The sequence below is a fragment of the Burkholderia lata genome (assembly GCF_902499335.1).
GTDB lineage: Bacteria > Pseudomonadota > Gammaproteobacteria > Burkholderiales > Burkholderiaceae > Burkholderia > Burkholderia lata_B.
In genome coordinates this window covers 57,007-83,230 of sequence record NZ_CABVQK010000003.1, presented here as the reverse complement: position 1 = coordinate 83,230, position 26,224 = coordinate 57,007, and the positions used below count along the sequence as shown (strand labels likewise).

Genomic DNA, 26,224 nt, shown 5'->3' with positions numbered 1-26,224 from the left:
TCGCTAACGGGTCGATGCTAGTTTGCTGTCGGATTCGACGATGCGCCGGCCGTCGATCGGCAGCCGGCGCCCTTCCTCCGCCCTACGGAACCCCGTTAGATGAACCGATTCCACCTGCTGCGCAGTTCGCCCGGAAACGACGCGCCGTTGGCTGCGTGCCGCCCCACCCGCCACGCGGCGCGGAGGATGCGATGAGCGATCGCGCTCCGGCACTCGACCGCACGCTGACCGCCGGCGCGCCGTCGCACCGCACGTCGCTGCGCGCGATCTTCCCGACCGTCGCGGCCGCGAGCCTCGGCTTCGCGATCGTCCAGCTCGACGTGACCGTGGTCAACGTCGCGATTCCGAGCCTCGGCCATTCATTCGGATCGAGCGTCCACGGGCTGCAATGGATCGTCGATGCGTACACGCTGTCGTTCGCCGCGCTGCTGCTGACGTCCGGCACGCTGGCCGACCGCTTCGGCAGCCGCCGCCTGTTCGCGTACGGCCTCGCGCTGTTCCTGCTGGCATCGCTCGGCTGCGCGCTCGCGCCGTCGCTGGCCGCGCTGATCGCCGCGCGTGTCGCGCAGGGCGTCGGCGCCGCGATGATCCTGCCCACGTCGCTCGCGCTCATCACCCATGCTTGCGCAAACGATGCCGCCGCACGCGTGCGGGCCGTCGCGTGGTGGAGCGCGACGGGCGGCGCGATCAGCGCGGCCGGGCCGACGCTCGGCGGCCTGCTGATCGATTCGCTCGGCTGGCGCGCGATCTTCTTCATCAATCTGCCGATCTGCGCGGCCGGCCTGTGGCTCACGTTGCGCCATGTGCGTGATTCGGCCGCCGCGCGCACGCGGCTGTTCGATCCGGCCGGCCAGATCGTCGCGGTGCTCGTGCTCGCACTGCTGACGGGCGGGATCATCCGGGCCGGCGCGCAGGGGGTTGGCGATCCGTATGCGGCCGGCGCGCTGGCCGCGTCGGTCGTGCTCGGTGCGCTGTTCGTCGCGATCGAGCGGCGCGTGGCCGCGCCGATGCTGCAGCTCGCATTCTTCCGGATCGCGCGCGTGCCGGGCGTGCTCGCGATCGGCGCGGTCACGAATGCCGCGTTCTACGGGCTGATCTTCTCGCTGAGCCTCTATTTCCAGAACGCACGCGGCTTCACCGCGACCGAGTCGGGGCTCGCGCTCGCGCCGCTCACGATCATCATGCTCGCCAACATCGCGAGCGCGCGTCTCGCCGTCCGCCATGGATTCCGCGCGACCGTCATCGTCGGCCTCGCCGTGTCGCTCGCGGGCTACGTGTGGCTGTGGCAGACGCTCGGCGCGCACACGCCGTATGCACTATTGGCACCGGGGCTCGCGGCGATGGCGATCGGCGGCGGCATCGCGATTCCCGCACTGACGTCGACGATGCTCGGCAGCGTCGAGGCCGGCCGCTCGGCCACCGCGTCGGCGATCCTCAATACCGCTCGCCAGGTGGGCGCAGCCGTCGGTGTCGCGGCGCTCGGCGCGCTGGTCGCGGGCCAGGGCGCGGCGATCGTGGCCGGCGCGGCGCGCGGGTTCGCCGTCGCGGCCGCGCTCGTCGCCCTCTGCATCGTGCTGGCCGCGCGCTGGCCCGGCGATGCGCCCGATACCGGCCCGCGGGCCTGAGTGCCTCCCCCCTTCAACCGATCCCATAGCCCAGCGAGGAATCCATGCCGCATCGTTTCATCGATACCGTCCTGATCGTCGACGGCGCGTCGACAGCCGCCTATCTGGCGCCCGCGTTCCGCGCCTACGGCATCCGTTGCGCGCACGTGATCAGCGACCCCGACCTGCCGGAAATCTACCGGAACCAGTTCGTCCCGTCCGACTATATCCGCCAGGTCCAGCATCGCGGCGATATCGATGCGACGCTTGCGCAACTGAGCGACCTGCGCATCGGCGCGGTGCTGCACGGCCTCGATGCGGCGCTGGAACTGGCCGACACGCTGGCCGAGCGGCTCGACGTGCCCACTCGCAATCCGCTCGCGACCTCGGCCGCGCGGCGCGACAAGTATGCGATGAACGAGCGTATCCGCCAGGCCGGCCTGCGCGCGCCGGCCCACTTCCACAGTACGTCGGTCGACGACGCGCTCGAATGGGCTCGCGCGTACGGCAAGCTGCCGCTCGTGGTGAAGCCGGCGCGCAGCGCGGGCGTGACCGGCGTGAAGATCTGCCGGACGCTCGACCAGGTCGAGGCCGCCGCGCGCGACGTGCTGGCCACCCGTTCGCTGTACAACCAGCCGAACGACGACATCGTGATCCAGAGCTATTCGGAGGGGCAGGAATACATCGTCGATTCGGTGTCGTTCGAAGGCCGCCATCGGGTCGTCAGCCTGTGGGAAGTGCACCGCGACCGCACGCATGCGCCGCGGCTCGACAAGATGCTGGTGCTGAATCACGCCGATCCGCGCTACGCGCCGCTGCTCGACTACGCGGCCGCCGTGCTCGACGCGCTCGACGTGCGATTCGGGCCGACCCATCTCGAGCTGTTCGATACGGCCGAGGGCCCGACGATCGTCGAGCTGAACGCGCGGCTGCACGGCAGCCTCGATCCGCGGCTGACAAGCGCGGTCAGCGGCGAGAATCATGTGTCGGCTGCCGTCGAGGCCGTGCTGCATCCGGAGCGGCTGTTCGGCGACGCCACCACGCCGACGGATTTTCGCGGCTATTGCGGGCACGTGCTGCTGCTGTCGTCGCGCAACGGCGTGCTCCGGCAGGACTTCACGTGGCAGGCGATCCAGGCGCTGCCGTCGTTCGTCGGGCTCAAGCAATGGGCGAAGGTGGGCGACACGCTGCGCGTGACGACCGACCTGCAGACGGCGCTCGGCACCGTCGGCCTCTACAGCCCGACGTTCGAACGCTTGCTCGAGGATTGCCAGCGCATCCGCGAGATCGAGGCCGATTTCTTCGCGGATGAACGGGCGGTTGTGCCGGCGTAGCCGAGCAGCTTCAGCAGGTTGTATCGATGGTTCGTCCAGGCCGAATCCGGGAACCGGAAGCCACCGACCTTCCGGGAACCCGGCCGGATGAACGCCCATCAGAATACCCACTTCACCGACGGTACGGGATGCGACATCCATACCTCAAAGCGTGAGGTTTCGACGTGCCCCCTATGCGATGCTACCTAGCTTCGTGTCCCAGTACGCCTGGCAAAAATCCAGATAGGTCCTTACGATCGATGACGGATATCGATGCGACGGAAACAGCAAATTCACATCAACAGGAGGGAACGGATAGTCGTCCAGCACCGGTATCAGTCGACCTGCACGCAGATCGTCCACCGCCAGAAAAGGCGGGAGCTCAGTCACGACCTGCCCATTGAGCACGCAGTTGCGCAGATGCGAGTAATCGTTGGTCGACAGCACCGGCCGCGGATGAAACTTCGTGTCGCCAAGTTGCCAGACAGGCGGGGCGTACGCGCCGCGCCCCCAGGTCGCACACGGCAGGCCGTGCAAATCATCCGGTGTAACCGGCCGGCCGTGACGTTCCAGCAATGCGGGGCTCGCAACAAGCCGATGCCGATAGGTGGCGATCTTGCGTGCCACCATCGACTCCTGTTCGATGGCACCGACCCGCAATACGACATCGATGCCGTCGAGGATCAGATCGACGCGGCGCTCGGTCGTGTAAACGAACAGGCGAATGCCCGGGTATCGCGCCTGAAACTCGTCCAGCAGCGCCCACCAGATTTCGAACGTCGGTGGCAACGACAGCCGCAAGAACCCTTTCAATTCGTGCTGGGCACCCACCACCGATTCCCGTGCCTCGACCAGTGCTTCGATGCCGCGGCTGGCAAGTTCGTAGAGCCGCACGCCGGCATCGGTCAATCTCGTGCCGCGCACCGATCGTTCCAGCAACTGCACGGCCAGTTCGCTTTCGAGCGCCCGGATTCGACGGCTCAACGTGGGAAGCGGGATACCGGTACGCGTGGCTGCCGCCGACAGGCTGCCCGCCTGCACGACGCTCACGAACATCTCGACAGCATTCAGATCCACATCGGCCTTTCGAATTTGAGCGTGGCCTGCATCCCGCATTTACTGTTCAATCTTCGCATCCTTCACCAATCCGCCCACGAAATCGGCAGTCGCTTTCTGGAGCGCGAGTGCTTGCAGCTGCTGCCGGATCTCCCCCTGCGCTGCGTCGAATGACGGCACCCGAGTCGGGCGCTTCGCATCGATCTTTACGATCGCTCGCGGGCCATTCGCGTCACTCCCCAGCCGAATCGCTTCAGGCGTCACTCCGCCGGCCGGCAATCGGGCCATCGCCTGTGCGACAGCAAGCGGCAATCCTTGAGTATCCTGTTCAGTGGGCGGCGTTTTGAAACTGATCCACGGCAACTCGCCACCGGCAGCACCAGTCGGTGCCTGGCTGTACTGTTGCGCGAGTGATTCGAACGACTGTCCGGACTTCAGCCGTGTCAGCACAATTGCCGCTGTCGCTGCGTCCCGCGTCACGATGATGCGCGGCTTGACCTCGTCCTTGCCAAGTAATCCGACGACCTCGTCGTAACGTGCCTTGACCTGCGTATCGGACACCGGCGCAGGCCTGACGTTGTCCTTCAGATACAGCTGCACTTCGGCATTGGACTTCGCCATGCGTTCCGCAGCCTGAACCTCCGGCTTGTTGCCGTAGCTCGCCCGCTCGGCCGCCTGCTGGATCACCACGCGCGCAATCAATTGATTCTTGATCGCTTGCCGGATTTGCGGCGTATCCGTTTGCTTCGACGCTTGCAATACAGCATTGACTTCCGCGTCTGTGATCGGTGTTCCGTTGACAGTCGTTTCCGCGTGAGCCGGTATCGACAGTTGCCAAGCGAATGCCGTAGCAACCAGAATTCGATAGACCGTGGATTGCATGATTGCCGTCCTTCAGAATAAAAAAATGCAGCGATTCAAGTCACTGCAAGAAAAATGCTCGAACGCGACACGCGATCGAGCATTCGGAGGAAAAAAAGCGCGGCGACCCAACCCGCCGCACAAAGCGGATCAACCCGCGAGGAATGACCAAAGCACGAGGAAAGCGTCCGTGCCGCCGGTTCGCTGCTTCGAGCGTGAGCATTGCGCTTTCATACAAAGCATTTGTCTAGCTCATTTAATTGCAACGCCGATTACTCTTGATTATTCGCACAATAATGACGTGACGAAGCGTCGACAAATCTGAACAACTGTCACATTTGGAGAATAGGTTTCCGCACTCCGTCTCAGAATACGAATCATCCGTTTCACGAAGATTCGCATGCGTGCGGCCCGACCGTCATGAAATTGCGCAAAATGCCCGGTGGCTTCGCCATTGCGATCCGGATTGCCCTGCTCGCGGACGCGACGCTGCGCTCAACATGACTCTGTGCGGTGTGCCGGCCGCACGTCGCCTCTCCCCGATATCTGAACAAGCATGGCCGCTCGGCGCACCCGCGCGAACTCGAGAAACATGCGCCCCCTGCGTTACACGAACCTGCCCGCTTACGGCAAAAAATGCTCTCTCTATAAATATCCAAACAAGCGTTTTAGTTCATTTTCATCAGACGTTTGACCGCTCATCGACCGTTCAATATTTATCACATTCGTGACAGTTGTTCAGATTTCAAGCAGACCCCGAAAACCACAATCCGATCGAGGCCATTCGATCTGAAAACCATCCATTCTCATTCGGTTTTCATCGCCTCTTCATTGTAAAAATTTCTCACACCACACGCCCGGCCAATGCCGTAGGGGGTACTAATGAATAGGTGTTACAAAACCATTTGGAATGACGCGCTTGGTGCATGGGTCGCGGCTTCTGAAAATGACGCTGCTCGCGGAAAGAAGAATAGCAAGGCGTTGGTGCCATTGGTCGCCCTGTCACTTCTGCTCGGGGCGCAGTCGAGCCAGGCGCAATTGGTATCAGGAATTGCATCAACCTCACTCGGTTCACTCATACCAATCCCAGCCCCAGCCTACGCGACCGGATATGGCGACACTGCTATTGGCGCTGGGGCCATTTCGAGCTCGGGGTTTCTTTTAGCCACCAACTTTAAGCCTGCCACGGCTATCGGCTATCTGTCGAACGCAACTGGCGCATACGCGTCGGCACTCGGTTCGCTGTCTGTAGCATCGGCAGCTAATGCGACAGCAGTCGGAGCCACATCGACGGCCTCCGGAACGGGTTCCACGGCGCTTGGCGTTGGCGCGATCGCCTCGAACGCCAACTCCGTCGCATTGGGCTCGAATTCCGTCACGTCCGCTGCGGTTGCGACAACGAGCGCAACGATCGGAGGGATAACCTACAGCTTTGCAGGCACGAGCCCCACGTCGACCGTGAGCGTCGGATCGTCGGGTTCGGAACGCACGATTACGAATGTAGCGGCAGGTTCGATCACGTCGACCAGCACGGATGCGGTCAACGGATCGCAACTGAATGCGACGAATCTCGCAGTCGACTCGCTGTCCACCTCGACATCGACAACGTTGACGTCGCTGTCGACCGGGATTTCGACCGTCGTTTCACTGTCGACTTCGCTCACGAACGGCCTGTCGTCTTTGTCGACCGGCCTTTCGACTGTCTCCTCGGTGTCGACTGCCCTGAGCTCGACCAACAGCAGCCTCGCTTCGCTGTCGACGTCGACGTCTTCCAGCGTCGGCTCGCTGTCCACCGGCCTCTCGTCGACCGACAGCACGGTCACGTCACTGTCGACCTCGACCTCGTCCAGCGTCAGCTCGCTGTCCACTGGCCTGAGCTCGACCGATAGCACCGTCACGTCGCTCTCGACTTCGACTTCGACTGGCCTGTCCTCGGCTAACAGCGCGATCACATCGCTGTCGACCTCGACGTCGTCCAGCGTCAACTCACTGTCCACTGGCTTGAGTTCGACCGACAGCACCGTCGCGTCGCTCTCGACTTCGACTTCGACTGGCCTGTCGTCGACCAACAGCACGGTCACGTCGCTGTCGACCTCGACGTCGTCCAGCGTCAACTCATTGTCCACCGGCCTGAGCTCGACCGACAGCACCGTCGCGTCACTCTCGACTTCGACCTCGACTGGTTTGTCGTCGACCAACAGCACGGTCTCGTCGCTGTCGACCTCGACCTCGTCCAGCGTCAGCTCGCTGTCCACCGGCTTGAGCTCGACTGACAGCACCGTCGCGTCGCTCTCGACTTCGACCTCGACTGGCCTCTCGTCGACCAACAGCACGGTCTCGTCGCTGTCGACCTCGACCTCGTCCAGCGTCAGCTCGCTGTCCACTGGACTGAGCTCGACCGACAGCACCGTCACGTCGCTCTCGACTTCGACCTCGACTGGCCTGTCCTCCGCTAACAGCGCGATCACATCGCTGTCGACCTCGACCTCGTCCAGCGTCAGCTCGTTGTCCACCGGCTTGAGCTCGACTGACAGCACCGTCGCGTCGCTCTCGACCTCGACGTCGTCCAGCGTCAGCTCGCTGTCCACCGGCTTGAGCTCGACTGACAGCACCGTCGCGTCGCTCTCGACTTCGACCTCGACTGGCCTCTCGTCGACCAACAGCACAGTCTCGTCGCTGTCGACCTCGACGTCGTCCAGCGTCAGCTCGCTGTCCACCGGCCTGAGCTCCACCGATAGCACCGTCACGTCGCTCTCGACTTCGGCCTCCACCGGCCTGTCGTCGACCAACAGCGCAGTCACGTCGCTCTCGACCTCCACGTCGTCCAGCGTCGGCTCGTTGTCCACCGGCCTGAGTTCGACCAACAGCAACGTCGCGTCGCTGTCCACGTCGACCTCGGCAAGCCTGTCGTCGACCAACAGTGCGGTCACGTCGCTGTCGACCTCCACGTCGTCCAGCGTCGGCTCGTTGTCCACTGGCCTGAGCTCGACCAACAGCAACGTCGCGTCGCTGTCCACGTCGACCTCGGCAAGCCTGTCGTCGACCAACAGCACGGTCTCGTCGCTGTCGACCTCCACGTCGTCCAGCGTCGGCTCGTTGTCCACTGGCCTGAGTTCGACCACCAGCAGTGTCGCATCGCTCTCGACCTCCACGTCGACGAGCCTGTCTTCGGCCACGAGTGCCATTACGTCGCTCTCCACCTCGACCTCGACGGGCCTCAGTTCGACGAACAGCAATGTGTCGTCCTTGTCGACCGGATTGAGCACGACGAGCAGCAGCGTCGCGTCTCTCTCGACCGGTTTGTCCTCGACAGACGCCACACTGACATCGCTTTCGACTGCGGTCGCGCCGCTGACGGCGATCAAGACCCAGACGACAGATGGCAGCACGTCGCTCGGTTCAGGCGCATCGGCAGCAGCCAGTTCGACGGCCGTCGGCCAAGACGCAACAGCATCGGGCACTCAGTCGACTGCAGTAGGCCAAGGCGCATCGGCATCGGGACAAAACTCGACCGCCGAAGGCCAAGGCTCAACGGCATCGGGTCAAAACTCGACCACCCAAGGCCAAGGCTCAACGGCATCGGGTCAGAACTCGACCGCCCAAGGCCAAGGCTCAACGGCATCGGGGCAGAACTCGACCGCCCAAGGCCAAGGCTCAACGGCTTCGGGTCAGAACTCGACCGCTCAAGGCCAAGGCGCAACGGCATCGGGGCAAAACTCGACCGCCCAAGGTCAAGGCGCCGTCGCATCGGGTACCAACTCGAAGGCGGACGGTCAGGCTGCATCGGCGACCGGCAGCAATTCGACGGCACTTGGCCAGGGTTCGACCGCATCAGGCACCAATACGACCGCGGTGGGACAAGGCAGCGTGGCAAGCGCACCGAATTCCGTCGCGATCGGTGCGGGTTCGATCGCTTCACAGCCGAACACCGTCTCCTTCGGGTCGCCGGGCAACGAACGTCGCCTGACGAACGTCGCGCCAGGGATCAACGGCACGGACGCCGCAAACATGAATCAATTGTGGGGTGTCCAGTCGAGCGTCAATGAAGTGGCTCGCCGTGCGTATTCGGGTGTCGCTGCGGCAACTGCGTTGACCATGATTCCGGAAGTCGATCCCGGGAAGACGATCGCGGTCGGCGTTGGCGCCGGTACCTATCAGGGATACGCAGCAACCGCACTTGGTGTGTCCATCCGTTTCAGTGACGCCGTCAAGGCCAAGCTGGGGGTGGGGATCAGCGGCTCCAGCAGCACCTACGGCGGCGGGATCTCCTACCAGTGGTAAGCCACTGATCACGCTACCCGGGCACGGTCCAGTTTCCGTCGCCCGGGAGCGCCGAATATCGCGATCGGGTCGTATGTACGACGATCAGGTCATGACGGAAGCCGACGGCATCCAATCGCGACAAGCCTGAATCGAGCCCGCCGCGACACGCGTGGCGGGCTTCACTCAAACCAACCATTGAGGATGTAACCGTGAACAAACTCGCTCTTGCGCTCGCGTTTTCCGCAACGGCCCTCGCCGCGTGCTCGACCGCATCCGGCCCGACCTACAGCGCTTCCGAACTGCAGCCGCGCGACGGCGTGCGGACCTTCCGGGTCGACTGCGGCGGCCTGCTGTCCGGCTCGCAAACCTGCATGAAGCCCGCCCGCAAGATCTGCGGCGACCAGCCGGTGCGCGTCGTCGACTCAGTCCGCACGCTGCGCGACAACTCCAACCCCTCGTCGCTGATATTCCAGTGCGGTGCTGCACCGGTCGAACCCGCAGCAGCCGCTCCCGCGCCGGCAGCCCAGCCGGCGCCCGCACCCGTCGAGCACGTGAACCTCTCTGGCGACGCGCTGTTCGCGACCGGCCAAGCCACGCTCGCGCCGACCGCCCGCGCGTCGCTCGACAAGCTGCTCGGCGAACGCGATGACCGCACGTACTCGCAGGTCACGGTCACCGGCTATACCGACTCGGTCGGCGGCGATCAGTACAACCTTGCGCTGTCGAAGCGCCGCGCCGAAGCCGTCGCCGGGTACCTGAAGTCGCACGGGCTGAAGGCGGAAACGCTGACGGTCACGGGACGCGGCAAGGCCGACCCGGTTGCGTCGAACGAAACGGCCGAGGGCCGCACCAGCAACCGCCGCGTCGATATCACACTGCAGCGCTGAACAGCCGGCTGGACGCAACGCCGCGCGCGCTCTGCATCGCATGGCGCGCGGGCAATGCCGGCGCGAACGAAACCAAGATCATTCACGGCGTGCCGACTTCCGTGCCCGGCACCCGAGGTCCGGCTGAGCGCACGACGCCGCAGAGGAAACCAACCGGTGACGGACATCAATGAAGCCGCCTCGGGCGGCACCCGCAAGCAACGGCCGGCCGTCGGCATCTCGCTGTTTGCGCGCGACGGCCAGGCGATCTGGGAAAACGGCATACACCAGAACATCGCGTTCCTCGCGATGATGCTCAAGCGCTCGGATCGCGTCGGCCCCGTCTACTTCCTGAACGGCGGCGACGCCTGCGCGCTGCCGGCCGGCCTCGAACTCGACGGCCTCGACATCCCGCTCGTGAAGCCCTCCGACGTCACGCACGAAGTCGACGTCGTGATTGAAATGGGCGCGCAGCTGCCGGTCGAATGGCTCTGGCACATGAAGGCGCTCGGCAAGAAAATCGCCGCGTTCTTCTGTGGGCACGTGTATGCCGGCCTGTGCGAAACCCCGATCTTCGGCAAACCGTCGGGGCACGTCTTCAACGGTGCACCGTTCGACGAAGTGTGGCTGCTGCCGCAATACGACAAGACGGCCGCGCCGATGCTGCAGACCATCCTGCGCGCGCCGGTACACCTGATGCCGCATATCTGGTCGCCGTACTTCCTCGACCGCCGCATCGCCGCGCTCGCCGCGGAAGGCGCGACGTTCGGCTATCGGCCCGGCCGCCGCCCGTGGCACCTGGCGATGCTCGAACCGAACATCTCGGTCGCCAAGTCCTGCCACTACCCGATGCTCGCGTGCGACGAGTTCTATCGTGCGCGTCCGGACGCGGTTCAACACATGTTCGTCGTGAACGCGTTGCACATGAAGGAGCATCCGACCTTCGTGCACTTCGCGAACAGTCTCGATCTCGTGCGCCAGCACAAGGCGACCTTCGAGCCGCGCCTCGACCTGCCGGGCTTCATGGCGCGCCATGCCGACGCCGTCGTGTCGCACCACTGGGAAAACGGGCAGAACTATCTGTATTACGACGTGCTGTACGGCGGCTATCCGCTGATCCACAACTCGACGCTGATCGGCGACGCCGGCTATTACTACCCGGACTTCGATTCCGCGGCAGGCGGCCGGGCGCTGCTCGACGCGTGGCTGCATCATGACGAACGCCTCGACGACTACCGCGCGAAGGCCGGCCGGCTGCTGCAGTCGGTCTCGATCGACAACCCCGCGAACCTCGACGCGTTTGTCTCGCGTCTGGTCGCCTGAACCCGAGGCACGTATGTCGGGATCTTGTTCGATGAAAGCGCCGATAATGCCCTCCCCTCAGTCGATAAAACCAGATGAGATATGCGTCGAAATAGAGACGGTGTTCCTAGAATGCATCGATCAATTATGCAACTCGCATGACATCTGCGATGGCAGAGGAGGGAGAATTGAAATTCTCATGCAGCATTTTGAATCTCGCGCCCATGCGCTAATCGACAAATATACAAGCCCTGATGACCGAGATAGCGTACAGCTTGCGTACGCTGCCGGCATTGCCAGCGCTGTTTACGGCAAGCGCTCGGCCGTCGCCGACGGGCTACGGAAGCAGTTGGCGGTTGTGCTTGGAAAGCGAAATATCGAATCCAGTCAATCTTATAAATTAATGAGAGCATTTATAAAATTTGGCCGAATATGCGGTACCGATATTTTGCACTCTACACATGAATAAATTGAAACATTATCGATATTGAAAGTATTCCGTTAAAAATGAATGCTCGGCAATTGTGCAGAAAGAATCGCCCGCTCGTCGTCGGCGTGTCGCTGTTCGTGCGCGGCGCCGGCCAGTCGCTGTGGGAAAACGGCATCTTCCAGAACTGCCTGCTGCTGATCCTGCTGCTGCGCCAGTCGCCGCTCGTCGCGGAAGCCGTGATGGTGAACGGCGGCGAACAGGTCGCCGATCCGCAGATGATGCTCGGCGAATGGGACGTGCCGCTGCTGTCGATGGACGAAGCGCTGCAGCGCTGCGACGTGCTGATCGAAATGAGCGCGCAGTTCGGCGCGGACTACCTGCGCGCGTTCCGCGAGCGCGGCGGCAAGGCCGTCACGATGCGGGTCGGCAACGACTACGTGATCGACATCGAACGCGCGATGTTCAACAAGCCGTCGGGTTTCCTGTTCTCGGGCGCGCCGTACGACGCCGTGTGGACGATTCCCGAATTCGAGCGCTCGTGCCTGCACTATTACCAGACGGGCCTGCGCGCGCCCGTCATGATCGTCCCGCACATCTGGCACCCGATGCTGTTCGACAAGGCGCGCGCGACGCTCGGCGCCGGGCTGTCGTTCGGCTATGAGCCCGGCAAGCCGCGCTGGCGCGTGACGATGTTCGAGCCGAACATCTGCATGGTGAAGACGAGCGTCATCCCGATGCTGGTGGCCGAGGAAGCGTATCGGGCCAAGCCCGATTTCATCGAGTTCGTGCGCGTGTGCAACACGCTGCACCTGAAGGAACATGCGACGTTCGTCCACTTCGCGAAGAGCCTCGACATCGTGAACCACGGGATCACGACGTTCGAGAGCCGCTACGCGGTGTACGAGTTCATGGCCGCGTACGGTGACGCAGTGGTGTCGCACACGTGGGAAAACGCGCAGAACTACCTGTACTACGAGCTGCTGTACGGCGACTACCCGCTGATCCACAACTCGCCGTTCCTCGGCAAGGCCGGGTATTTCTATCCGGACTTCGACTGCCAGGCCGGCGGCCGCGCGCTGCTGCAGGCATTCGCCGAGCACGATGCGAACCTGGAGGCGTACCGCGAGCAGTCGAAGCACGTGCTCAGCTCCGTCAGCATCTACAACCCCGAGAACGTCGCCGCTTATACGGACGCGATCGCCACCCTCTATCGCGACGCGTGACGCGCCGCCCCTCCCGGAGCCCGGCATGACAAACGCTCAACCCCGCGCATGGCATTACGCCCTGGCAAATCTCGAGGCAAGCCTGACATCGGATCGAGCTCATATTACCGGTGTGCCGACCGTACGGCTCATGCGACTGGTTGCCTTGATGGGAGCCGTCAACATTCCCCGGTATCAAGATTCGCTCTTGTTCGGGACGCATCGATTAAGCGAATGGAGCGTCAATATGGGAAGCGGAAACCTACCCGGAATCGATTTGCAGCGAATTTGATTTTTTGTACGCCAGAGGGTGGCTGAAATCGCATCACATGTGCGGGCAACGCCGCCTTTCTGGAAACAAGCCGTCATGGAAAATCGATGAATTGCTCACCGCATTTCTCGCGCACATTCTTAAAACGGAATCCCTGGAAGCTTCACTGATACTCATGCAGCGCTTGGTACACAGCAACGCCTGTGTTCAGCCTGGAACAATCACCAATAGAGTGATATTGAAGAATCAAGACTGCAGAGCCGAATTTTCGTCGCCTGCAATGCTGAGCATCCGGAACGATCGATAAATTAAATCGCAGCCGCCAGACCGGGCAGCGATCAATTTCACACCACTTCCAGACGATATCCGATCATGTATACAGACTTCAACAACAATCCATTTTCAGAAGAGAGAGACAGTTTATTCCTCAGTCGATAGACATGAGTATCCAGCGATCGGGACATCACACTTTCCGGCTTCCCCCAAATAATATTAACCAGATGATCTCGCGATATTATCGTTCCAACATTATCAAAAAACTCGACCGCAATATCAAACTCTTTTCTTGTGATCGAAAATTTATTTCCACGGAATGACACACTCCTCGCTTTTTTGTCGACAATATAATCCCCCACCCTGACAATATCCGGAAATTCCCGGAGGTGCATACCACGCCTCGTCAATGCCGCCACTCTCGCGATCAACTCGTTGCGGCCGACAGGCTTCACAACATAATCGTCTGCGCCGGAATTCAATGCCTCTGCAATATGTTGATCAAACTGACGATTGGTTATAAAGATGATCGGAATGAAAGGACCCAGATTGTGGCGAATCCACCTCAGCACATCAAGTCCGGACACCATCGGAACAATCCAGTCCAGGATAACGAGATCAACGCTTGCTTTTTCCAGGATACGTATGGCACGCGTACCATCCTCGGCGATCAGAACTTCGTGACCAGCGCCCCGCAATACCAAATTGATATATTCCAAATAAACCACATCGTCATCAAGCACAAGAATCTTCATTTCACATAGACATTCGAAAAAATTCGCGACAAAATTATTTCAGCTGTCGCCAGCGCCACTGCAAATTTTCACCCACGAATCCGCTAGTGATGCATACGCACAGATCATCACACGGGAAAAATAGGTCTCTACTTTCCGATTTGATATCGATCGAACATTCCAGCAGGCGTTTCAACTTTCCGACATCGATGCCAGCCTTCCTTCTCTCGAAGATCAAAAAAGCAAATCGACACCGCCCTCGGCTACCGCCCGACAAGATCGAACCCCAGCAACGACGTTTAAGTTATTTCAAAATCCTTTCTGCTTCGCCCCTTGATCCACAGTGGTTCCTTACCCACTCCGGACCATGTCTTTCCCGTTACCGGATCGCAATATTTGGCCTTTCGACGCCGCTTCTGATCGGCATCTTTCCCGAAGATATCTGCTTCGGTAATTCCGAAAAGCGCGACACACTCCTTGACCTCCTTGATTACCACTTGCAGAATCCTGAGTCGCTCTCGATCGAGATCGCGCTCGAGTTGCATCTTCCGGTGAAGATATTCCCTATACGATTCCATTATCTATTCAGCTTCATTAGTCACATAAACATTAACTCTCATGCTATGCAAATAAATTCAACCCATTTCTGAACAAATGTCACTTTTTGTAACAGCCCCCCCTACATACCGCCTTCCATTTTTTATATTTCAATTAATACACTTCCGGTCAACCTCACTATCAATCAGAGTCGCCAGAGAGACGGGATAACTTTCGAGTCCATTCAATGCCGGCCGGGAAGCGAAAGACACCTCTTATGTGCGTCGATGCATTTGAATGATGTCGTGTGCACCCTTTGACGCCAGGCAATTTGGCCAGCGACCGGACCGTCATCAGTTCTCCAGTCATCACACGAGCTATCCTGGATTTACGAACGGAACCGGCAATCAGGACCATGTTTTCAGCAGACCGACAACGTGCCGGCTCGACTGCGTGGGAGTCAGATGGCGACTCAAAAAGCGCAATAGTCCGAACTGATTTCCCTTGATGATAGCGCTTACATACATTCCGACTCGCGTGATCCGTCAGCCTTTCAGCCGGTGACCGATCTCCATTGAATGCCGAATGACTGCCAACTCGGATTCGCTTGTCATTCCGGATTCGTCACAAGGCGGCAATCAGGCATTTGCTCAGCGGTGCCTTGAACTTGTTCGCCGTATCGTTGGGTATGAAATTGAACCCGTGGACAGATGCGGGTGCGTCGCTTGTGGTTCCAACACCCGACTCAGACACATTCAGACTCGCACCACCAGCTTTCCATGTGCACGGTTACCCTCGATCCACTCGTGCGCTTCGCGCACCTCATCGAATGCGAACGCATGTTGCAGATGCGACGGCAGATGATCGGCGGCAACATCGTTGACGATCGCACGAAGCGGCGAATCTGCCAGCGGAAGCGCCGCCGAGCCGAGCAACTGCGCCGGAAAGAAGGCAAGCCGCACAGCCGGCGGGAGATCCGCCATCAAATTGAATCGTTCAAGCACCGGTGGGCCGCCCAGCATCCCGATCACCGTGACTGCGCCGAAGGGTCTCAACGTCCGTGCGGTATCGCGCAGCGTTGACGCGCCGACCACCTCGAGCGCGGCATCGATCCCCTTCGGTTGAAGGTGAAGGACTTCGTCCGAGACGTTTCCGCCATCGATGATCACGTCGTCCGCGCCAGCGATGTGAAGCTGCTTCGCGTGAGCTGCCGCGCGTGTCGTCGCGATCACGTGAAGCCCACTCGCCTTCGCGTAGGTGACGGCTGCCAGCCCGATTGTCGACGTCGCGCCGCGCACGAGGAGTGTCTGCCCCATCTCGATCTCCAGGCTGCGACTCAGCGCGCCCCAGATCGTCAGATAGGCCAGCGGCAGCGCCGCAAGTTCTTCCCATGGCATTTCAGTGTTGCCGAGGTCGATCACGCTCGTACGCAACACGGTCACTTCTTCGGCATAGCTGCCGCGGCGAGAAAACTGCAGACCGCCCATCACGGTTGCAACGCGCTGGCCGACCCTGAACGTACCGGACGGATCCTCGATGATTTCACCCACTGCCTCGACGCCCGGTACCCGCATGCCATCGACCGGCCCCATCTTGCCCGCGCGAAGATAAGTCTCGACGCGGTTCAGGCCAAACGCGCGGACCCGGATGCGCACCTCATCCGCGTTCGGCGAAATGGACGGAATGTCACGGAGCTGCAGGACTTCCGGCCCGCCAATTCGGTCAATGACATAGGCTTTCAAGACGCGTCCTTCGTAAGAAAGTGGGCCAATCCGAACGTGCGGATGCGCAGATCGGATGCAACATGACCGGTGCGGTAGAATCCACGCGCTGTCTCGATCGCTCGCTCAAATCGCCGGTTCTGGCGGAGGAGCGGGGACGAAGCCGTCGTAGCGATCCGGATCCTCCGGTCGATCACCTGACTGTCGAGCGCGCGGCCAGGGCCGTACTGGCTGACCGCAGTCACTGCCTGGAAAACGCTACGACCGCGTGCATCCGGCTCGTCGCCGACTCGGGAGTGTCGTCACTATGCCCGTTCAGATCTGATTCCGGAATCGACAAAACTGACAATCACCCTCTCATTTTTGAGAGGATGGCGTTGATCGAGATGCTGATGTGATGTCCTGCGCGTCGTGCAGCGAGGCTCTGACGAGTTCGCTGAAATCACAGGGCGGCTTTCCGGTGAACGGTCGAGCACGTATGTGACGTTGGCAGGATCTTCGCGCGCGGGCGTGGCACGCCGCCGGGAGAGCATCGGCATGCCAGGGCTCGGCCCATCGCATCGGAGCCATGGCGAGCTGGCGTCATCACTCCAGCTCGCATCGCGCTCATCGCGCCATCGGCGGCGTTGCATCGATGGCCAGGCTTCCTGCATCCGGAAGCCACTTCTTGGCGCTTCACAACTCACCTCGCGGACGCGGCCCGCTCCTCGCTCCCCGGCTAGCGCGCGAGCAGCGCCCCCGCCTGCCGCCCCAGCACCGCGCGCACCGTATCGAGTTCCGGCAACTCAGGCGCTTCTTCGGACGTAACGAGATAGGTCGTCACACTGTCGAGATCATCGAACGCGTGCGCCCGCAGTTCCTTGCGCGCCACGTGCTCGGTCGTGATCCGCTTCGGCAGGATCGCGACGCCCATGCCGGCAGCCACGCAGCCGAGGATCGCGCCGAACGTGCCGAACGACGCCACCGACTCGATCGCGATGCCGCGCGCCTTCAGCCAGTGCTCCGCGACCGCGCGATACGGGCAGCCGTCGTGAAACGCAAGCAGCCGCACCGTATTGTCGGCCAGCACCTGCCGCCGCGTGACCGTGGCCGCGCTCACCAGCACCATCTCTTCGGCGAACGCCGGCGCGTAGCGCAACCCGGGCCGCACGACCGCGCGCGCGGTGAGTGCGGCGTCGATCCGGCCGCGCAGCAACGCATCGGCCAGATCCGGCTCGCTGCCGATCTGCACCGCGAGGCCGAGCGCCGGATCGCGCTCCTTCAACGCGGCGGCCAGCGCCGGCAGCCGCGTGGCCGCCGTGCTTTCCATCGAGCCGAGCCGGAAGCTGCGCGCGACCGGCGTCTCGCGTACCACCTGCGTCGCTTCGTCGACGAGGCGCAGGATGCGGTCGCAATACGGGATCAGCCGGCGCCCGGCGTCGTTCAGCACCAGCCGCTTGCCGTGGCGGTCGAACAGCGGCGCGTCGAGCGACTCTTCGAGCTGGCGCAGCCGCGCGGTGACGTTCGACTGCGTGCAACCGAGCCGTTCGGCCGCGCGCAGCGCGCTGCCTTCCTGCACGACGGCCCGGAAGGTTTCGAGCAGAGGGATGTTCATATCACTTTCTCTTGTTACTGATTGTGTTTATATCATTTTACTTCGCCAAAAATCCGGATTAGCCTTGCGCATACCCGGTGCCCGACGGCCCGCTTCCGAGGAATCCGCATGCCATTCTCCGCCTGCCGTGGTCGTACGACCGTCCGCCGTCATCCCGACGCTCGCCCGTGCGTACGCTGATCGCCGCGCTGGTGCGGCGTGGCCCGACCGTGCTCGCGTGCGGCGTCGGCCTCGGGCTGCTGGTGCCGCCGCTCGCGGATCTCGCGCGGCCGCTGATGCCCGTCACGGTGTTCCTGTTCGTGCTCGGCACGCTGCTGCGCGTCGAGCCCAGTGCGGTGCGCGCGGTCGCGCGGCGGCCGGCCGTGTCGCTGCTGCTGCCCGCCGTGACGATGATCGCGTGCCCGGTCGCGCTCGGCGTCGCCGCGCGGCTCGCCGGCATGCCGTACGACTGGGTCGTCGCGCTGGTGATCGCGTACTGCGCGCCACCGTCGAGCGGCACGTCGACGATCGCGCGGATGCTGTCGCTCGACGCCAGCGTCGCGCTCGTCGCAACCCTCGCGTCGATGGTGTTCGTGCCGCTCACCGCGCCGCTGCTGACGGCCTGGTTCAGCCACGATGCAGCCGTGTCGATCTCGCCGCTGAATCTCGCGTTGCGGCTCGCACTGCTGATCGGCAGCGCCGAGGGCGTCGCGCTGCTCGTACGGCACTTCGCCGGTTCGCGGCTCGACCGCTATGCGACGCCGATCGATGCAACCGTCGTCGCCGCGCTGCTGGTGTTCGCGCTCGGCACGATGGCCGGCATGCAGCAATCGATCATCGACGCGCCGCACCGCGCGTTGACCGCGATCGCACTCGCGTTCGCCGTCAACGCGGGCTTCCAGGTCATCGCGTACGGGCTCACGCCCGGCGACGTCCGCACGCGGCTCAATGTCGCGCTGATCGTCGCCAATCGCAACGTCGGCCTGATGTGGGCTGCGCTCGGGCTCGCCGCGACACCCACCATGGCGCTCGTGTTCACGTGCGCGCAGTTGCCGATCTACACGCTGCCGCGCGTCGTCCAGCATCTGCTGCCGCGCCTCGAAGCGCAGCGCCTGCGCCGCCGTGCGCGCTAGCCGGCACGCAATGCCGTTCCACTCTTCCGCCTTCGATCAAGGATCCAGCATGAAGCGACTCATCGTGATCGGCGCCCGCGCCACCGGCAGCAGCCTCGCGCTCGTGCGCGGTGCGCTTGCGCGGCAAGTGGCCGTGACCGTGATCACCGCCCCCGGGCACCGTCTCGACGGCGTCTTTCCGGCGGGCGTCGAGACGATCAATCTCGAACCCGATGCCGGCCAGCTCGCCGGCTGGCTGCGCACGCGCTATCCGGACGAGATCGACACGCTGCGCGTGACGACCGCGCACGACACCTATGCGCGCACCGCCGCGTGGGTCGCCGACGCGCTCGGCCTGCCCGGCCCCGATGCGCGCCACGTCACGCACGCGGTGTCGAAGTCGAACCAGAAAGCGCTGCTCGCCGCGCACGGCATCCCGGCCGCGCAATTCGTCACGGGCACGCTGGCGGCGCCGGCGGCGCTCGCGGCCGCAGCCGACCCGTTGCGTTTCCCGGTCGTCGTCAAGCCGTCGGAAGGCTCGGCGAGCGATGGCGTGCGGCGCTGCGAGGACATCGCCGAAGTGCGCGCGCAGCTCGACGCCCTCGCCGCCGGACAGGCCGATGCACAAGCGCTTGCGACCGAGCGCGTCGTGATCGAGGAATTCCTGAGCGGGAGCGAATACTGCGTCGAGTATTTCGACGGCCGGTACGTCGGTGCGCTGCGCAAGCTGAAACGGCATGGGGCAGGCTTTCTCGAGCGCGGCTATACGTCGGAACTCGACCTCGATGCGGGCACGCTGCGCGCGTTGATCGACGTCGGGTCGCGCGCCACGGCGGCCGCCGGATTGACCTGGGGACCCGTGCACCTGGACTGCATCGTGCACGACGGCGTGCCGCACGTGATCGAACTGAATCCGCGCATCGCGGGCAGCTTCATCTGCGACATCGTGCGCGACGGCTATGGCTTCAACGTGGTCGAAGCATTGCTCGACAAGCTCGATGGACGCCCGGTGGAGATTCCCGAGCTGTTCGAACCGCATGCGTATGCGCGCGCCGAATTCCTGCTCGACAGCGATCCCCGCGCATGGCGTTTCGCTCAGGCGGGGGAGATCCACGACGGCACGGTCACGATCAGTTACGGGCCGCAGGTGCTGCCCGATCGCGAGCGGCGTGCGTTTCTTTACGTGCGGGTTGCGCTGCCGGTCGCGCATGGTGTGGACGCCGCGCCCGCGCATCCCGGATCGTCGGCCCACGGGAATCCCGTCGGGCAGCCCACCGTTTCCGGCTAGCCATGCATCGACCGCCTGCATGCCTTCCCGGGCTCGGCCGATAGCTGTCGTGCCGCGTGGCTTCGGCCATGCACAGTCACAAACGACGCCCCAACAACTGCCCCGGCCACCCTTCCACGGCGAAGGGTGAAATCCGTTCGTATCCGCAGGACTCGTAGAAACGCACCAGCGCGCCGGTCCCGCCGCCATAGCAGTCCACCCGCAAGCGCTCCACCCCGGCCGCCCGGGCGCGCTCATCCGCGAAGGCCATCAGGAGACGGCCGACACCCCGCGCCCGCGCATCGCGCGACGCAACCAGCACGCGCACATAGATTTCCGGCTCGGTCGCGGACGGCACGTAGGGCATGGACTCGCCGAGGATCAATGCGCCCAGGACGCGGCCTTCCTGATCCTCCGCCACCCACGCGTCGGGCAGCGCACAGGCTTCGGTCACGAGTGCAATCCGCTTGGGTTGCGTCGACCAGGGCTCGCGGCCCCATTGCCCCTCGTTGCCGATGGCGACGAACCACGCAATTACGTCATCGAAGATACCCAGCACGGCCGGGGCATCGAGCGCACTGGCACGACGGATCACCACTTCGTCCATTCCTGTCACCGTCACGTTCAACACTCCTTCGCCAGCGTCATCGACCGGCGCGCAATGGGATGTCAAGCCGGGCTGCCCCAGGACACGCGATGGAAGCCAGGCGATCAAGCCTGCTACGGTACTGAAATTCCACCCGATTGATCAAGCTGTGACAGCCCGCGATTCGACGTGACGGGTGCTCTTCCTGAAAAACCCGGGAGATCAGCGCGAGGCGGGGTGTCAATCGACCTTCGCATGCATGGGCGTGGTCGACTCACGCCAACGAGCCGCAACTTCGCCGGCGCGATCGGTACGGCAAAAGCGGTCTAGTGCCGTGACGACGGTGCCGAAAAACCATGCTGCAGCGCATTACCGATAGCGCTCACCTGATCCGGCGGGCCGACGCGCCGCCTGCTTCACCCCGAATCTCAGCGAATCGATTCCCGCGCGAATGTCGTCGCTCACGGCAAAAATATACAATCGACGCGATGCATCGAAGGCACGCGGCGCCAGCCGCCCACTCTCGCTCGCCACCATGAACGCACCCGCTGACTCCAACCCCTCCGCCCCGTCGGTACTCGGCGTCTATCGGCAACTGGCGGACCCGTCCGCCGGGCAATGGATCGTCAGCCGCTCCGAACGCGCGCACATGTACCGCATCCAGCATCACCGGCCCGACGGCAGCACATCGGTCGATACGGTCGTGGATGCGGACAACCTCGATGCGAAGCTGCACAAGTGGATCCAGGAAGGCTTCGTCCGCCGTGAAACAGACGACCGCGCGGCGCCCGCCCATCGCGACCGCTTCATGCAGGCGCTGCGAAGCGCGCACGCGTCGCGACCGGCGGCAGCCGGCGACGCAGCGCACGTCGAGCACGTGGGCGGCGTGCCGATGCTGCGCGGCCCGGGCGGGCCGCTCGTGCCGCCGCTGAACCCGGCCTACCTGTTCACCGCGCGCGCGACGAACGTGCTGGAAGACATCGTCGAGAACCGGCGCATCCTGTTGATCGGCCACACCGGCACGGGCAAAACGAGCCTCATCGAGCAGGCCGCCGCGCTGGCCGGCCACGGCGTGCTGCGCTCGAACATGAACGGGCAGACGACGGTCGGCGACTTCGTCGGGTTCTGGACCGTCAAGGGCGGCGAGACGATCTGGGTCGACGGCGTGCTGCCGACCGCGATGCGCGAAGGGCTGTGGCTCATCGTCGACGAGATCGACTTCGCGGAACCGGCGATCCTCGCGGTGCTGACCGCCGTGCTCGAACCGGCCGGACGCCTGCTGCTGAAGGAAAAAGGCAACGAGATCGTCGTCCCGCATCCGTCGTTCCGGCTGTTCGCGACTGCCAACGCGGTGGGCGCGATGGGGCAGTTTCGCCATCTGTATCAGGGCGCCAACGTGATGAACGAGGCGTTTCTCGACCGCTGGCGCGTGTACCGCCTCGACTATCTGCCGCCTTCCGACGAGGCGCGCGTGCTGCAACGCACGTTCGGTACGGCCATGACCGGGGCAATGGCCGACACGCTCACGGCGATCGCGGCCGACTGCCGCGCCGCGTTCGTCCGCGAGGATCTGGCCAGCGCGTTCTCGACGCGGCGCCTGATCGACTGGGCCGAGCTGATGCTGCGCACCGGCGACCCCGAATCGGCCGCCGGCCCGACGATCTATGCGAAGGTCAGCGCGGAAGACGCCGACCTGATCCGCAGCATCATCCGCCACTACATCGACGTCGAGGCCTGACGCGATGGATCGGGACGACGACGCGCGGTCGCTCCACCTGACCCGGCTGGCCCGCTCGCTCGCGCAACGGCACGGCATCGAGGTGCGGTTCGCGCGCCACGTGCCGGTCGCGCAACGCGAGCTGCTGGTGCTGCCCGACACGCTGCTCGCCGGCGACGTCGACGACGACGCGATCACCGGCCTCGTCGACCTCCATGCGGCGCGCGCGCGCTTCGTCGCGATCCATGACATTGCCGCGCTGGCGTCGCCCGCGGTGCGGGCCATTGCGCAGGCGATCGACGACCGGCGTGCGGCCGGCTGCCTCGCTGCGATCTATCCCGGCGCGATGACGTTCCTGCGGCGGATGCGCGCGGCGACGGCCGCCGACACGCTCCGCCGGTGGCCACGGATGGCGTGGCGCGACAGATTGGTGTGGCGCATCGAGCGTGCGCTGTGGGAAGAACTGCCGTCCTCCGTCGAGCGCATGCCGTCGCTCGACGCCACGCTGGCCGCGTCGGACGATCTCGTCGACGAAGCGCGTGCAACGACATCGACCGCCGACAGCATCCGCGCCGCGCACCGGATCGTCGAACGCGTGCGCGCACTGGCGTCGGCCGGCGCGAACAACATGATGTTCACGGCCGATCCTGGCAGCACGATCGACAGCGACAGCATCGCAGCGGAATTCGAATCGGACGGACCGGGCACGCCGGACGACGCGCGTGCGCCGGTGTCGGCGGAATCGGGCGCCGGTGCGATCGCCAACACGGAATCGTCAACGGAAGCGCCAACGCACGGCGATACGGCACCCGGCACGATCCGCCTGTCCGCCGACAACCGGCCGCTGCTGTCGGTCCCGCTGACCACCGCGTTCGACACGGTGACGGACTTCACCGGCAAGGGCGAGCCGGCGCGCTGGCACCGCCTGCGAAGCGCGGCCCGCGCGCAGACCGAGCCGCTCAAGCTGCGACTCGAACGCGCGTTGAAGGTGGACGAGCAGACGCGCTGGAAACGCGAACAGGAACGCGGCGAGCTCGACCGGATGTCGCTCGCCCGCCTCGTCACTTCGCCCGGCTATCGCACGCCGTTCCGCGTCCGGCGTGCGGCGCCCGGACGCGATGCCGCCGTGAGCCTGCTGATCGATTGCAGCGGATCGATGGCCGGCAGGAAGATCGAGCTCGCCAGGCTGTGCGCGGCGGCGCTGTGCGATGCGCTGACGCAGCTCGGCTTTGCGTGTGAAGTGCTCGGCTACAGCTCGGTCGAAGACGCCGCGATGCGCGCGCATTACCAGCGCTGGATCGGCGCCGGCCGCGACACGTTCGGCTATAACCGGTTCGTCGAACGGCTCGACCTGCGCGTCTACAAGCGGTTCGATTCCGACAACCCGAGCGGCCTCGCCTGCATCGAATGCGGCCACGAGAATCCCGACGGCGAGGCGCTGAGCTGGGCCGCCGAGCGGCTGCTGGCAAAGCGGGCGCGGCGACGGATCCTGATGGTGCTGTCGGACGGCTATCCGGCCACCGGCGACGGCCACCCCGCAATCCTGCGCACCGACCTGCGCACACGCGTCGATGCACTGCGCGAGCGGCGCGTCGAACTGATCGGCGTCGGGATACTCGACGATTCGGTCGAAGCGTTCTATCCGGTCAGCAGCGTGGTCGAGCATCTGCACGAGCTGCCGGGCGCGGCGTTCAGTGTACTGAGCGATACGCTGCTGGATCGCCGCTAGCCTCCGCCGCGGTCGCGGTCGCGGTCGCGGTCGCGGTTACGGTTGCAATCGAACTCGCACTCGTATTGCCGCCGGCCCGCCGGATCGGAATTCGAACGCAGAACGTCGTGCCGCGCCCGGGCTCGCTCGTCACGTCGATCGTGCCGCGATGGCGCTCGACGATGCCGTGCGATACCGACAAGCCGAGCCCCGTGCCCTGCCCGACCGGCTTCGTCGTGAAGAACGGATCGAAGATCCGCCGGACGACGTCGGGCGTCATGCCCGTTCCGGTGTCGCTGATCGCGATCGACACCTGTTCGCCGTCGCTCGACGTGCGGATCGTGATCACGCCGCGCTCGGGAATCGCGTGCGCCGCGTTCACCAGCAGGTTCATGAAAACCTGGTTCAACTGCGACGGCAGGCATTCGACCTGCGGCACGTCGCCGTAATCGCGCACGATTTCGGCCTTGTACTTCAGTTCGTTGTGGACGACGTTGAGCGTGCTTTCCAGGCCCGCGCGGAGATCGACCACGCTCCACTCGTCGCTGGCCGGACGCGAGAAATCGCGCAGATCCTGCACGATGCGCCGCACGCGCAGCGCGCCGTCGATCGATTCGTCGATGAGCGTCACGATCTCGTCGCGCACGTAGTCGAGATCCGCCGTGCGGCCCGTCGCCGTCAGCGCATCACGCGCGGCCGGGTCGAGCTGCGGCAGCGCGGCTTCATGCGCGGCGATCACGTCGAGCAGGCTGCGCACCCACGTCTTCAACGTATTGAGGTTCGCGCTGACGAAACCGATCGGATTGTTGATCTCGTGTGCGACGCCGGCCGCGAGCTGGCCGATCGATGCGAGCTTTTCCGACTGCAGCAACTGCTCGTGGGTTTCTTCGAGCGCCTGCAACAGGCGCCGCTGCTCCTCCTTCTCCTGTTCGAGCCGCGCCTGCGCGGCCTTGCGTTCGTCGATCTCGGTCGCCATGATCTCGCGCGTACGCTGCAGTACCGCTGTCGTCTGTTCGTAGCGGTGCAGCGCGCGCTCCAGTTCCGCGGTTCGCAGCCGCACGAGCCGCTCGAGCGTATCGGTCATTCCGCGCAGGAAGGTTGTGCGCGCATCGAATCGGCTCAGCAACAGCGTGACGACCAGTGTCCCCGTCGTAAACAGCGCGACGGTCGTCGCGAGCCACGGCGTGTCGACCCCGTTCGCTGCGCCGCACCGCGCGTCCGGCGCGAAATGCGCGGCCGCCATCGCCGTGTAATGCATGCCGGTAATCGCAATGCCCATCACGAAAGCCGCACCGACCCGCTGGGCGGTCGCATGGCGCGCCTGCCGCACACGCAGCGCTTGCGCGATCCACAATGCGGCCGTCGACGCGATCACCGCGATGCCGATCGACGCGGCGAACAGCGCGGCATCGTAGCGAATGCCCGGCTCCATGCGCATCGCGGCCATCCCCGCGTAATGCATGCCGGCGATCCCGCCGCCCATCAGCGCGCCGCCCGCAAGTAGCCGCCGCCAGCCCAGCCGCGCGCGCGTGACGACAGTCAGTGCGAAGTACGACACGAGCACGGCAATCGCCAGCGACGCGCCCGTATCCGGCAATGCGTAGCCGAGCGGAATCGGCAGCGAGAACGCGAGCATGCCGACGAAATGCATCGACCAGATGCCGGTACCCATCGCCGCCGCGCCGCCGCCCAGCCACGCACGCTTGAGCTTCGGGTTGTCGAGCAGCGAAATGAAGGCGGCCAGGTCGAGCGTCGTATAGGAGGCCAGCGTCGCGATCGCGAGCGACAGCAGCACGAGCGGGAGATTGTAGGTGCCGTACATGATCGA

General features: G+C 63.9%; 20 protein-coding genes and 2 pseudogenes. 14 read left to right on the top strand and 8 right to left on the bottom strand.

Going from position 1 to position 26,224, the window contains the following annotated elements; translation table 11 throughout:
* The first annotated feature begins 191 nt into the window (after positions 1-191).
* Positions 192-1,625, top strand: a complete 1,434-nt coding sequence (locus tag BCO18175_RS08125) for an MFS transporter (protein WP_174980178.1) — start codon at positions 192-194, stop codon at positions 1,623-1,625.
* A 44-nt stretch (positions 1,626-1,669) separates the two neighbouring features.
* Complete coding sequence (locus BCO18175_RS08120) at positions 1,670-2,938, top strand: ATP-grasp domain-containing protein (RefSeq protein WP_174980177.1); 1,269 nt, start codon at positions 1,670-1,672, stop codon at positions 2,936-2,938.
* Between the two features lie 171 nt (positions 2,939-3,109).
* Here the strand turns inward: BCO18175_RS08120 and BCO18175_RS08115 are convergent, their stop codons facing one another.
* Together BCO18175_RS08115 and BCO18175_RS08110 are read right to left on the bottom strand one after the other, a co-directional pair.
* The gene (locus BCO18175_RS08115) at positions 3,110-3,994 is read right to left on the bottom strand and encodes a LysR family transcriptional regulator (protein WP_174980176.1); all 885 of its coding nucleotides are present in this window, start codon (positions 3,992-3,994) and stop codon (positions 3,110-3,112) included.
* Positions 3,995-4,033: 39 nt separating this feature from the next.
* Positions 4,034-4,855, bottom strand: a complete 822-nt coding sequence (locus tag BCO18175_RS08110; RefSeq protein ID WP_174980175.1) for a peptidylprolyl isomerase — start codon at positions 4,853-4,855, stop codon at positions 4,034-4,036.
* A 909-nt stretch (positions 4,856-5,764) separates the two neighbouring features.
* Here BCO18175_RS08110 and BCO18175_RS08105 point away from each other — a divergent pair.
* From BCO18175_RS08105 to BCO18175_RS08080, 6 genes and pseudogenes are all read left to right on the top strand, one after another.
* Positions 5,765-9,115 (top strand): annotated as a pseudogene (locus BCO18175_RS08105) (YadA-like family protein); the annotation flags it as partial.
* 191 nt (positions 9,116-9,306) lie between these two features.
* Entirely contained in the window at positions 9,307-9,984 is a 678-nt protein-coding gene (locus tag BCO18175_RS08100; protein ID WP_174980174.1) for an OmpA family protein, read from the top strand.
* A 156-nt stretch (positions 9,985-10,140) separates the two neighbouring features.
* Entirely contained in the window at positions 10,141-11,286 is a 1,146-nt protein-coding gene (locus BCO18175_RS08095) for a DUF2827 domain-containing protein (protein WP_174980173.1), read from the top strand.
* Between the two features lie 31 nt (positions 11,287-11,317).
* On the top strand, positions 11,318-11,734 hold the full coding sequence (locus BCO18175_RS08090) for a hypothetical protein (protein WP_174980172.1): 417 nt from the start codon (positions 11,318-11,320) through the stop codon (positions 11,732-11,734).
* Between the two features lie 53 nt (positions 11,735-11,787).
* Positions 11,788-12,918, top strand: coding sequence for a DUF2827 domain-containing protein (locus BCO18175_RS08085; RefSeq protein WP_254607991.1), 1,131 nt, complete (start codon positions 11,788-11,790; stop codon positions 12,916-12,918).
* Between the two features lie 25 nt (positions 12,919-12,943).
* A complete protein-coding gene (locus tag BCO18175_RS08080) occupies positions 12,944-13,189 on the top strand; it encodes a hypothetical protein (protein ID WP_174980170.1) in 246 nt (81 codons plus the stop codon).
* Positions 13,190-13,512: 323 nt separating this feature from the next.
* Here BCO18175_RS08080 and BCO18175_RS08075 read toward each other — a convergent pair whose 3' ends face one another.
* From BCO18175_RS08075 to BCO18175_RS08065, 3 genes are all read right to left on the bottom strand, one after another.
* Complete coding sequence (locus BCO18175_RS08075) at positions 13,513-14,196, bottom strand: response regulator transcription factor (protein ID WP_174980169.1); 684 nt, start codon at positions 14,194-14,196, stop codon at positions 13,513-13,515.
* 278 nt (positions 14,197-14,474) lie between these two features.
* A complete protein-coding gene (locus BCO18175_RS40955; protein ID WP_174980168.1) occupies positions 14,475-14,720 on the bottom strand; it encodes an H-NS histone family protein in 246 nt (81 codons plus the stop codon).
* Positions 14,721-15,467: 747 nt separating this feature from the next.
* Entirely contained in the window at positions 15,468-16,454 is a 987-nt protein-coding gene (locus BCO18175_RS08065; protein ID WP_174980167.1) for a zinc-binding dehydrogenase, read from the bottom strand.
* 62 nt (positions 16,455-16,516) lie between these two features.
* Between BCO18175_RS08065 and BCO18175_RS08060 the strand changes: the two genes are divergently transcribed.
* Together BCO18175_RS08060 and BCO18175_RS40490 are read left to right on the top strand one after the other, a co-directional pair.
* On the top strand, positions 16,517-16,831 hold the full coding sequence (locus BCO18175_RS08060; RefSeq protein WP_174980166.1) for a hypothetical protein: 315 nt from the start codon (positions 16,517-16,519) through the stop codon (positions 16,829-16,831).
* 143 nt (positions 16,832-16,974) lie between these two features.
* A pseudogene (locus tag BCO18175_RS40490) lies at positions 16,975-17,115 on the top strand (IS481 family transposase); the annotation flags it as partial.
* Between the two features lie 36 nt (positions 17,116-17,151).
* Here the strand turns inward: BCO18175_RS40490 and BCO18175_RS08055 are convergent.
* Entirely contained in the window at positions 17,152-18,027 is an 876-nt protein-coding gene (locus BCO18175_RS08055) for a LysR substrate-binding domain-containing protein (protein WP_174980165.1), read from the bottom strand.
* Between the two features lie 167 nt (positions 18,028-18,194).
* On the opposite strand from BCO18175_RS08055, the gene BCO18175_RS08050 reads away from it, so the two are divergent.
* A complete protein-coding gene (locus BCO18175_RS08050; protein ID WP_174980164.1) occupies positions 18,195-19,139 on the top strand; it encodes a hypothetical protein in 945 nt (314 codons plus the stop codon).
* Between the two features lie 49 nt (positions 19,140-19,188).
* The gene (locus BCO18175_RS08045; RefSeq protein WP_174980163.1) at positions 19,189-20,406 is read left to right on the top strand and encodes an ATP-grasp domain-containing protein; all 1,218 of its coding nucleotides are present in this window, start codon (positions 19,189-19,191) and stop codon (positions 20,404-20,406) included.
* A 76-nt stretch (positions 20,407-20,482) separates the two neighbouring features.
* Here BCO18175_RS08045 and BCO18175_RS08040 read toward each other — a convergent pair whose 3' ends face one another.
* Complete coding sequence (locus tag BCO18175_RS08040; protein WP_217483904.1) at positions 20,483-20,992, bottom strand: GNAT family N-acetyltransferase; 510 nt, start codon at positions 20,990-20,992, stop codon at positions 20,483-20,485.
* Between the two features lie 514 nt (positions 20,993-21,506).
* Here BCO18175_RS08040 and BCO18175_RS08035 point away from each other — a divergent pair.
* Complete coding sequence (locus BCO18175_RS08035; protein ID WP_174980546.1) at positions 21,507-22,709, top strand: ATP-binding protein; 1,203 nt, start codon at positions 21,507-21,509, stop codon at positions 22,707-22,709.
* 4 nt (positions 22,710-22,713) lie between these two features.
* The gene (locus tag BCO18175_RS08030) at positions 22,714-24,417 is read left to right on the top strand and encodes a cobaltochelatase CobT-related protein (RefSeq protein WP_174980161.1); all 1,704 of its coding nucleotides are present in this window, start codon (positions 22,714-22,716) and stop codon (positions 24,415-24,417) included.
* On the opposite strand, the gene BCO18175_RS08025 is transcribed toward BCO18175_RS08030, so the two are convergent.
* Positions 24,380-26,218, bottom strand: coding sequence for a histidine kinase (locus tag BCO18175_RS08025; RefSeq protein WP_174980160.1), 1,839 nt, complete (start codon positions 26,216-26,218; stop codon positions 24,380-24,382). The genes BCO18175_RS08030 and BCO18175_RS08025 overlap by 38 nt on opposite strands.
* Positions 26,219-26,224 lie beyond the last annotated feature (6 nt).

Coding starts and splice junctions, on each gene's coding strand:
- BCO18175_RS08125 (WP_174980178.1), top strand. CDS start 192: ATGAGCGATCGCGCTCCGGCACTCGACCGCACGCTGACCGCCGGCGCG.
- BCO18175_RS08120 (WP_174980177.1), top strand. CDS start 1,670: ATGCCGCATCGTTTCATCGATACCGTCCTGATCGTCGACGGCGCGTCG.
- BCO18175_RS08110 (WP_174980175.1), bottom strand. CDS start 4,855: ATGCAATCCACGGTCTATCGAATTCTGGTTGCTACGGCATTCGCTTGG.
- BCO18175_RS08090 (WP_174980172.1), top strand. CDS start 11,318: ATGAAAGCGCCGATAATGCCCTCCCCTCAGTCGATAAAACCAGATGAG.
- BCO18175_RS08080 (WP_174980170.1), top strand. CDS start 12,944: ATGACAAACGCTCAACCCCGCGCATGGCATTACGCCCTGGCAAATCTC.
- BCO18175_RS08075 (WP_174980169.1), bottom strand. CDS start 14,196: ATGAAGATTCTTGTGCTTGATGACGATGTGGTTTATTTGGAATATATC.
- BCO18175_RS40955 (WP_174980168.1), bottom strand. CDS start 14,720: ATGCAACTCGAGCGCGATCTCGATCGAGAGCGACTCAGGATTCTGCAA.
- BCO18175_RS08060 (WP_174980166.1), top strand. CDS start 16,517: ATGACCGGTGCGGTAGAATCCACGCGCTGTCTCGATCGCTCGCTCAAA.
- BCO18175_RS08055 (WP_174980165.1), bottom strand. CDS start 18,027: ATGAACATCCCTCTGCTCGAAACCTTCCGGGCCGTCGTGCAGGAAGGC.
- BCO18175_RS08045 (WP_174980163.1), top strand. CDS start 19,189: ATGAAGCGACTCATCGTGATCGGCGCCCGCGCCACCGGCAGCAGCCTC.
- BCO18175_RS08040 (WP_217483904.1), bottom strand. CDS start 20,992: ATGGACGAAGTGGTGATCCGTCGTGCCAGTGCGCTCGATGCCCCGGCC.
- BCO18175_RS08035 (WP_174980546.1), top strand. CDS start 21,507: ATGAACGCACCCGCTGACTCCAACCCCTCCGCCCCGTCGGTACTCGGC.
- BCO18175_RS08030 (WP_174980161.1), top strand. CDS start 22,714: ATGGATCGGGACGACGACGCGCGGTCGCTCCACCTGACCCGGCTGGCC.
- BCO18175_RS08025 (WP_174980160.1), bottom strand. CDS start 26,218: ATGTACGGCACCTACAATCTCCCGCTCGTGCTGCTGTCGCTCGCGATC.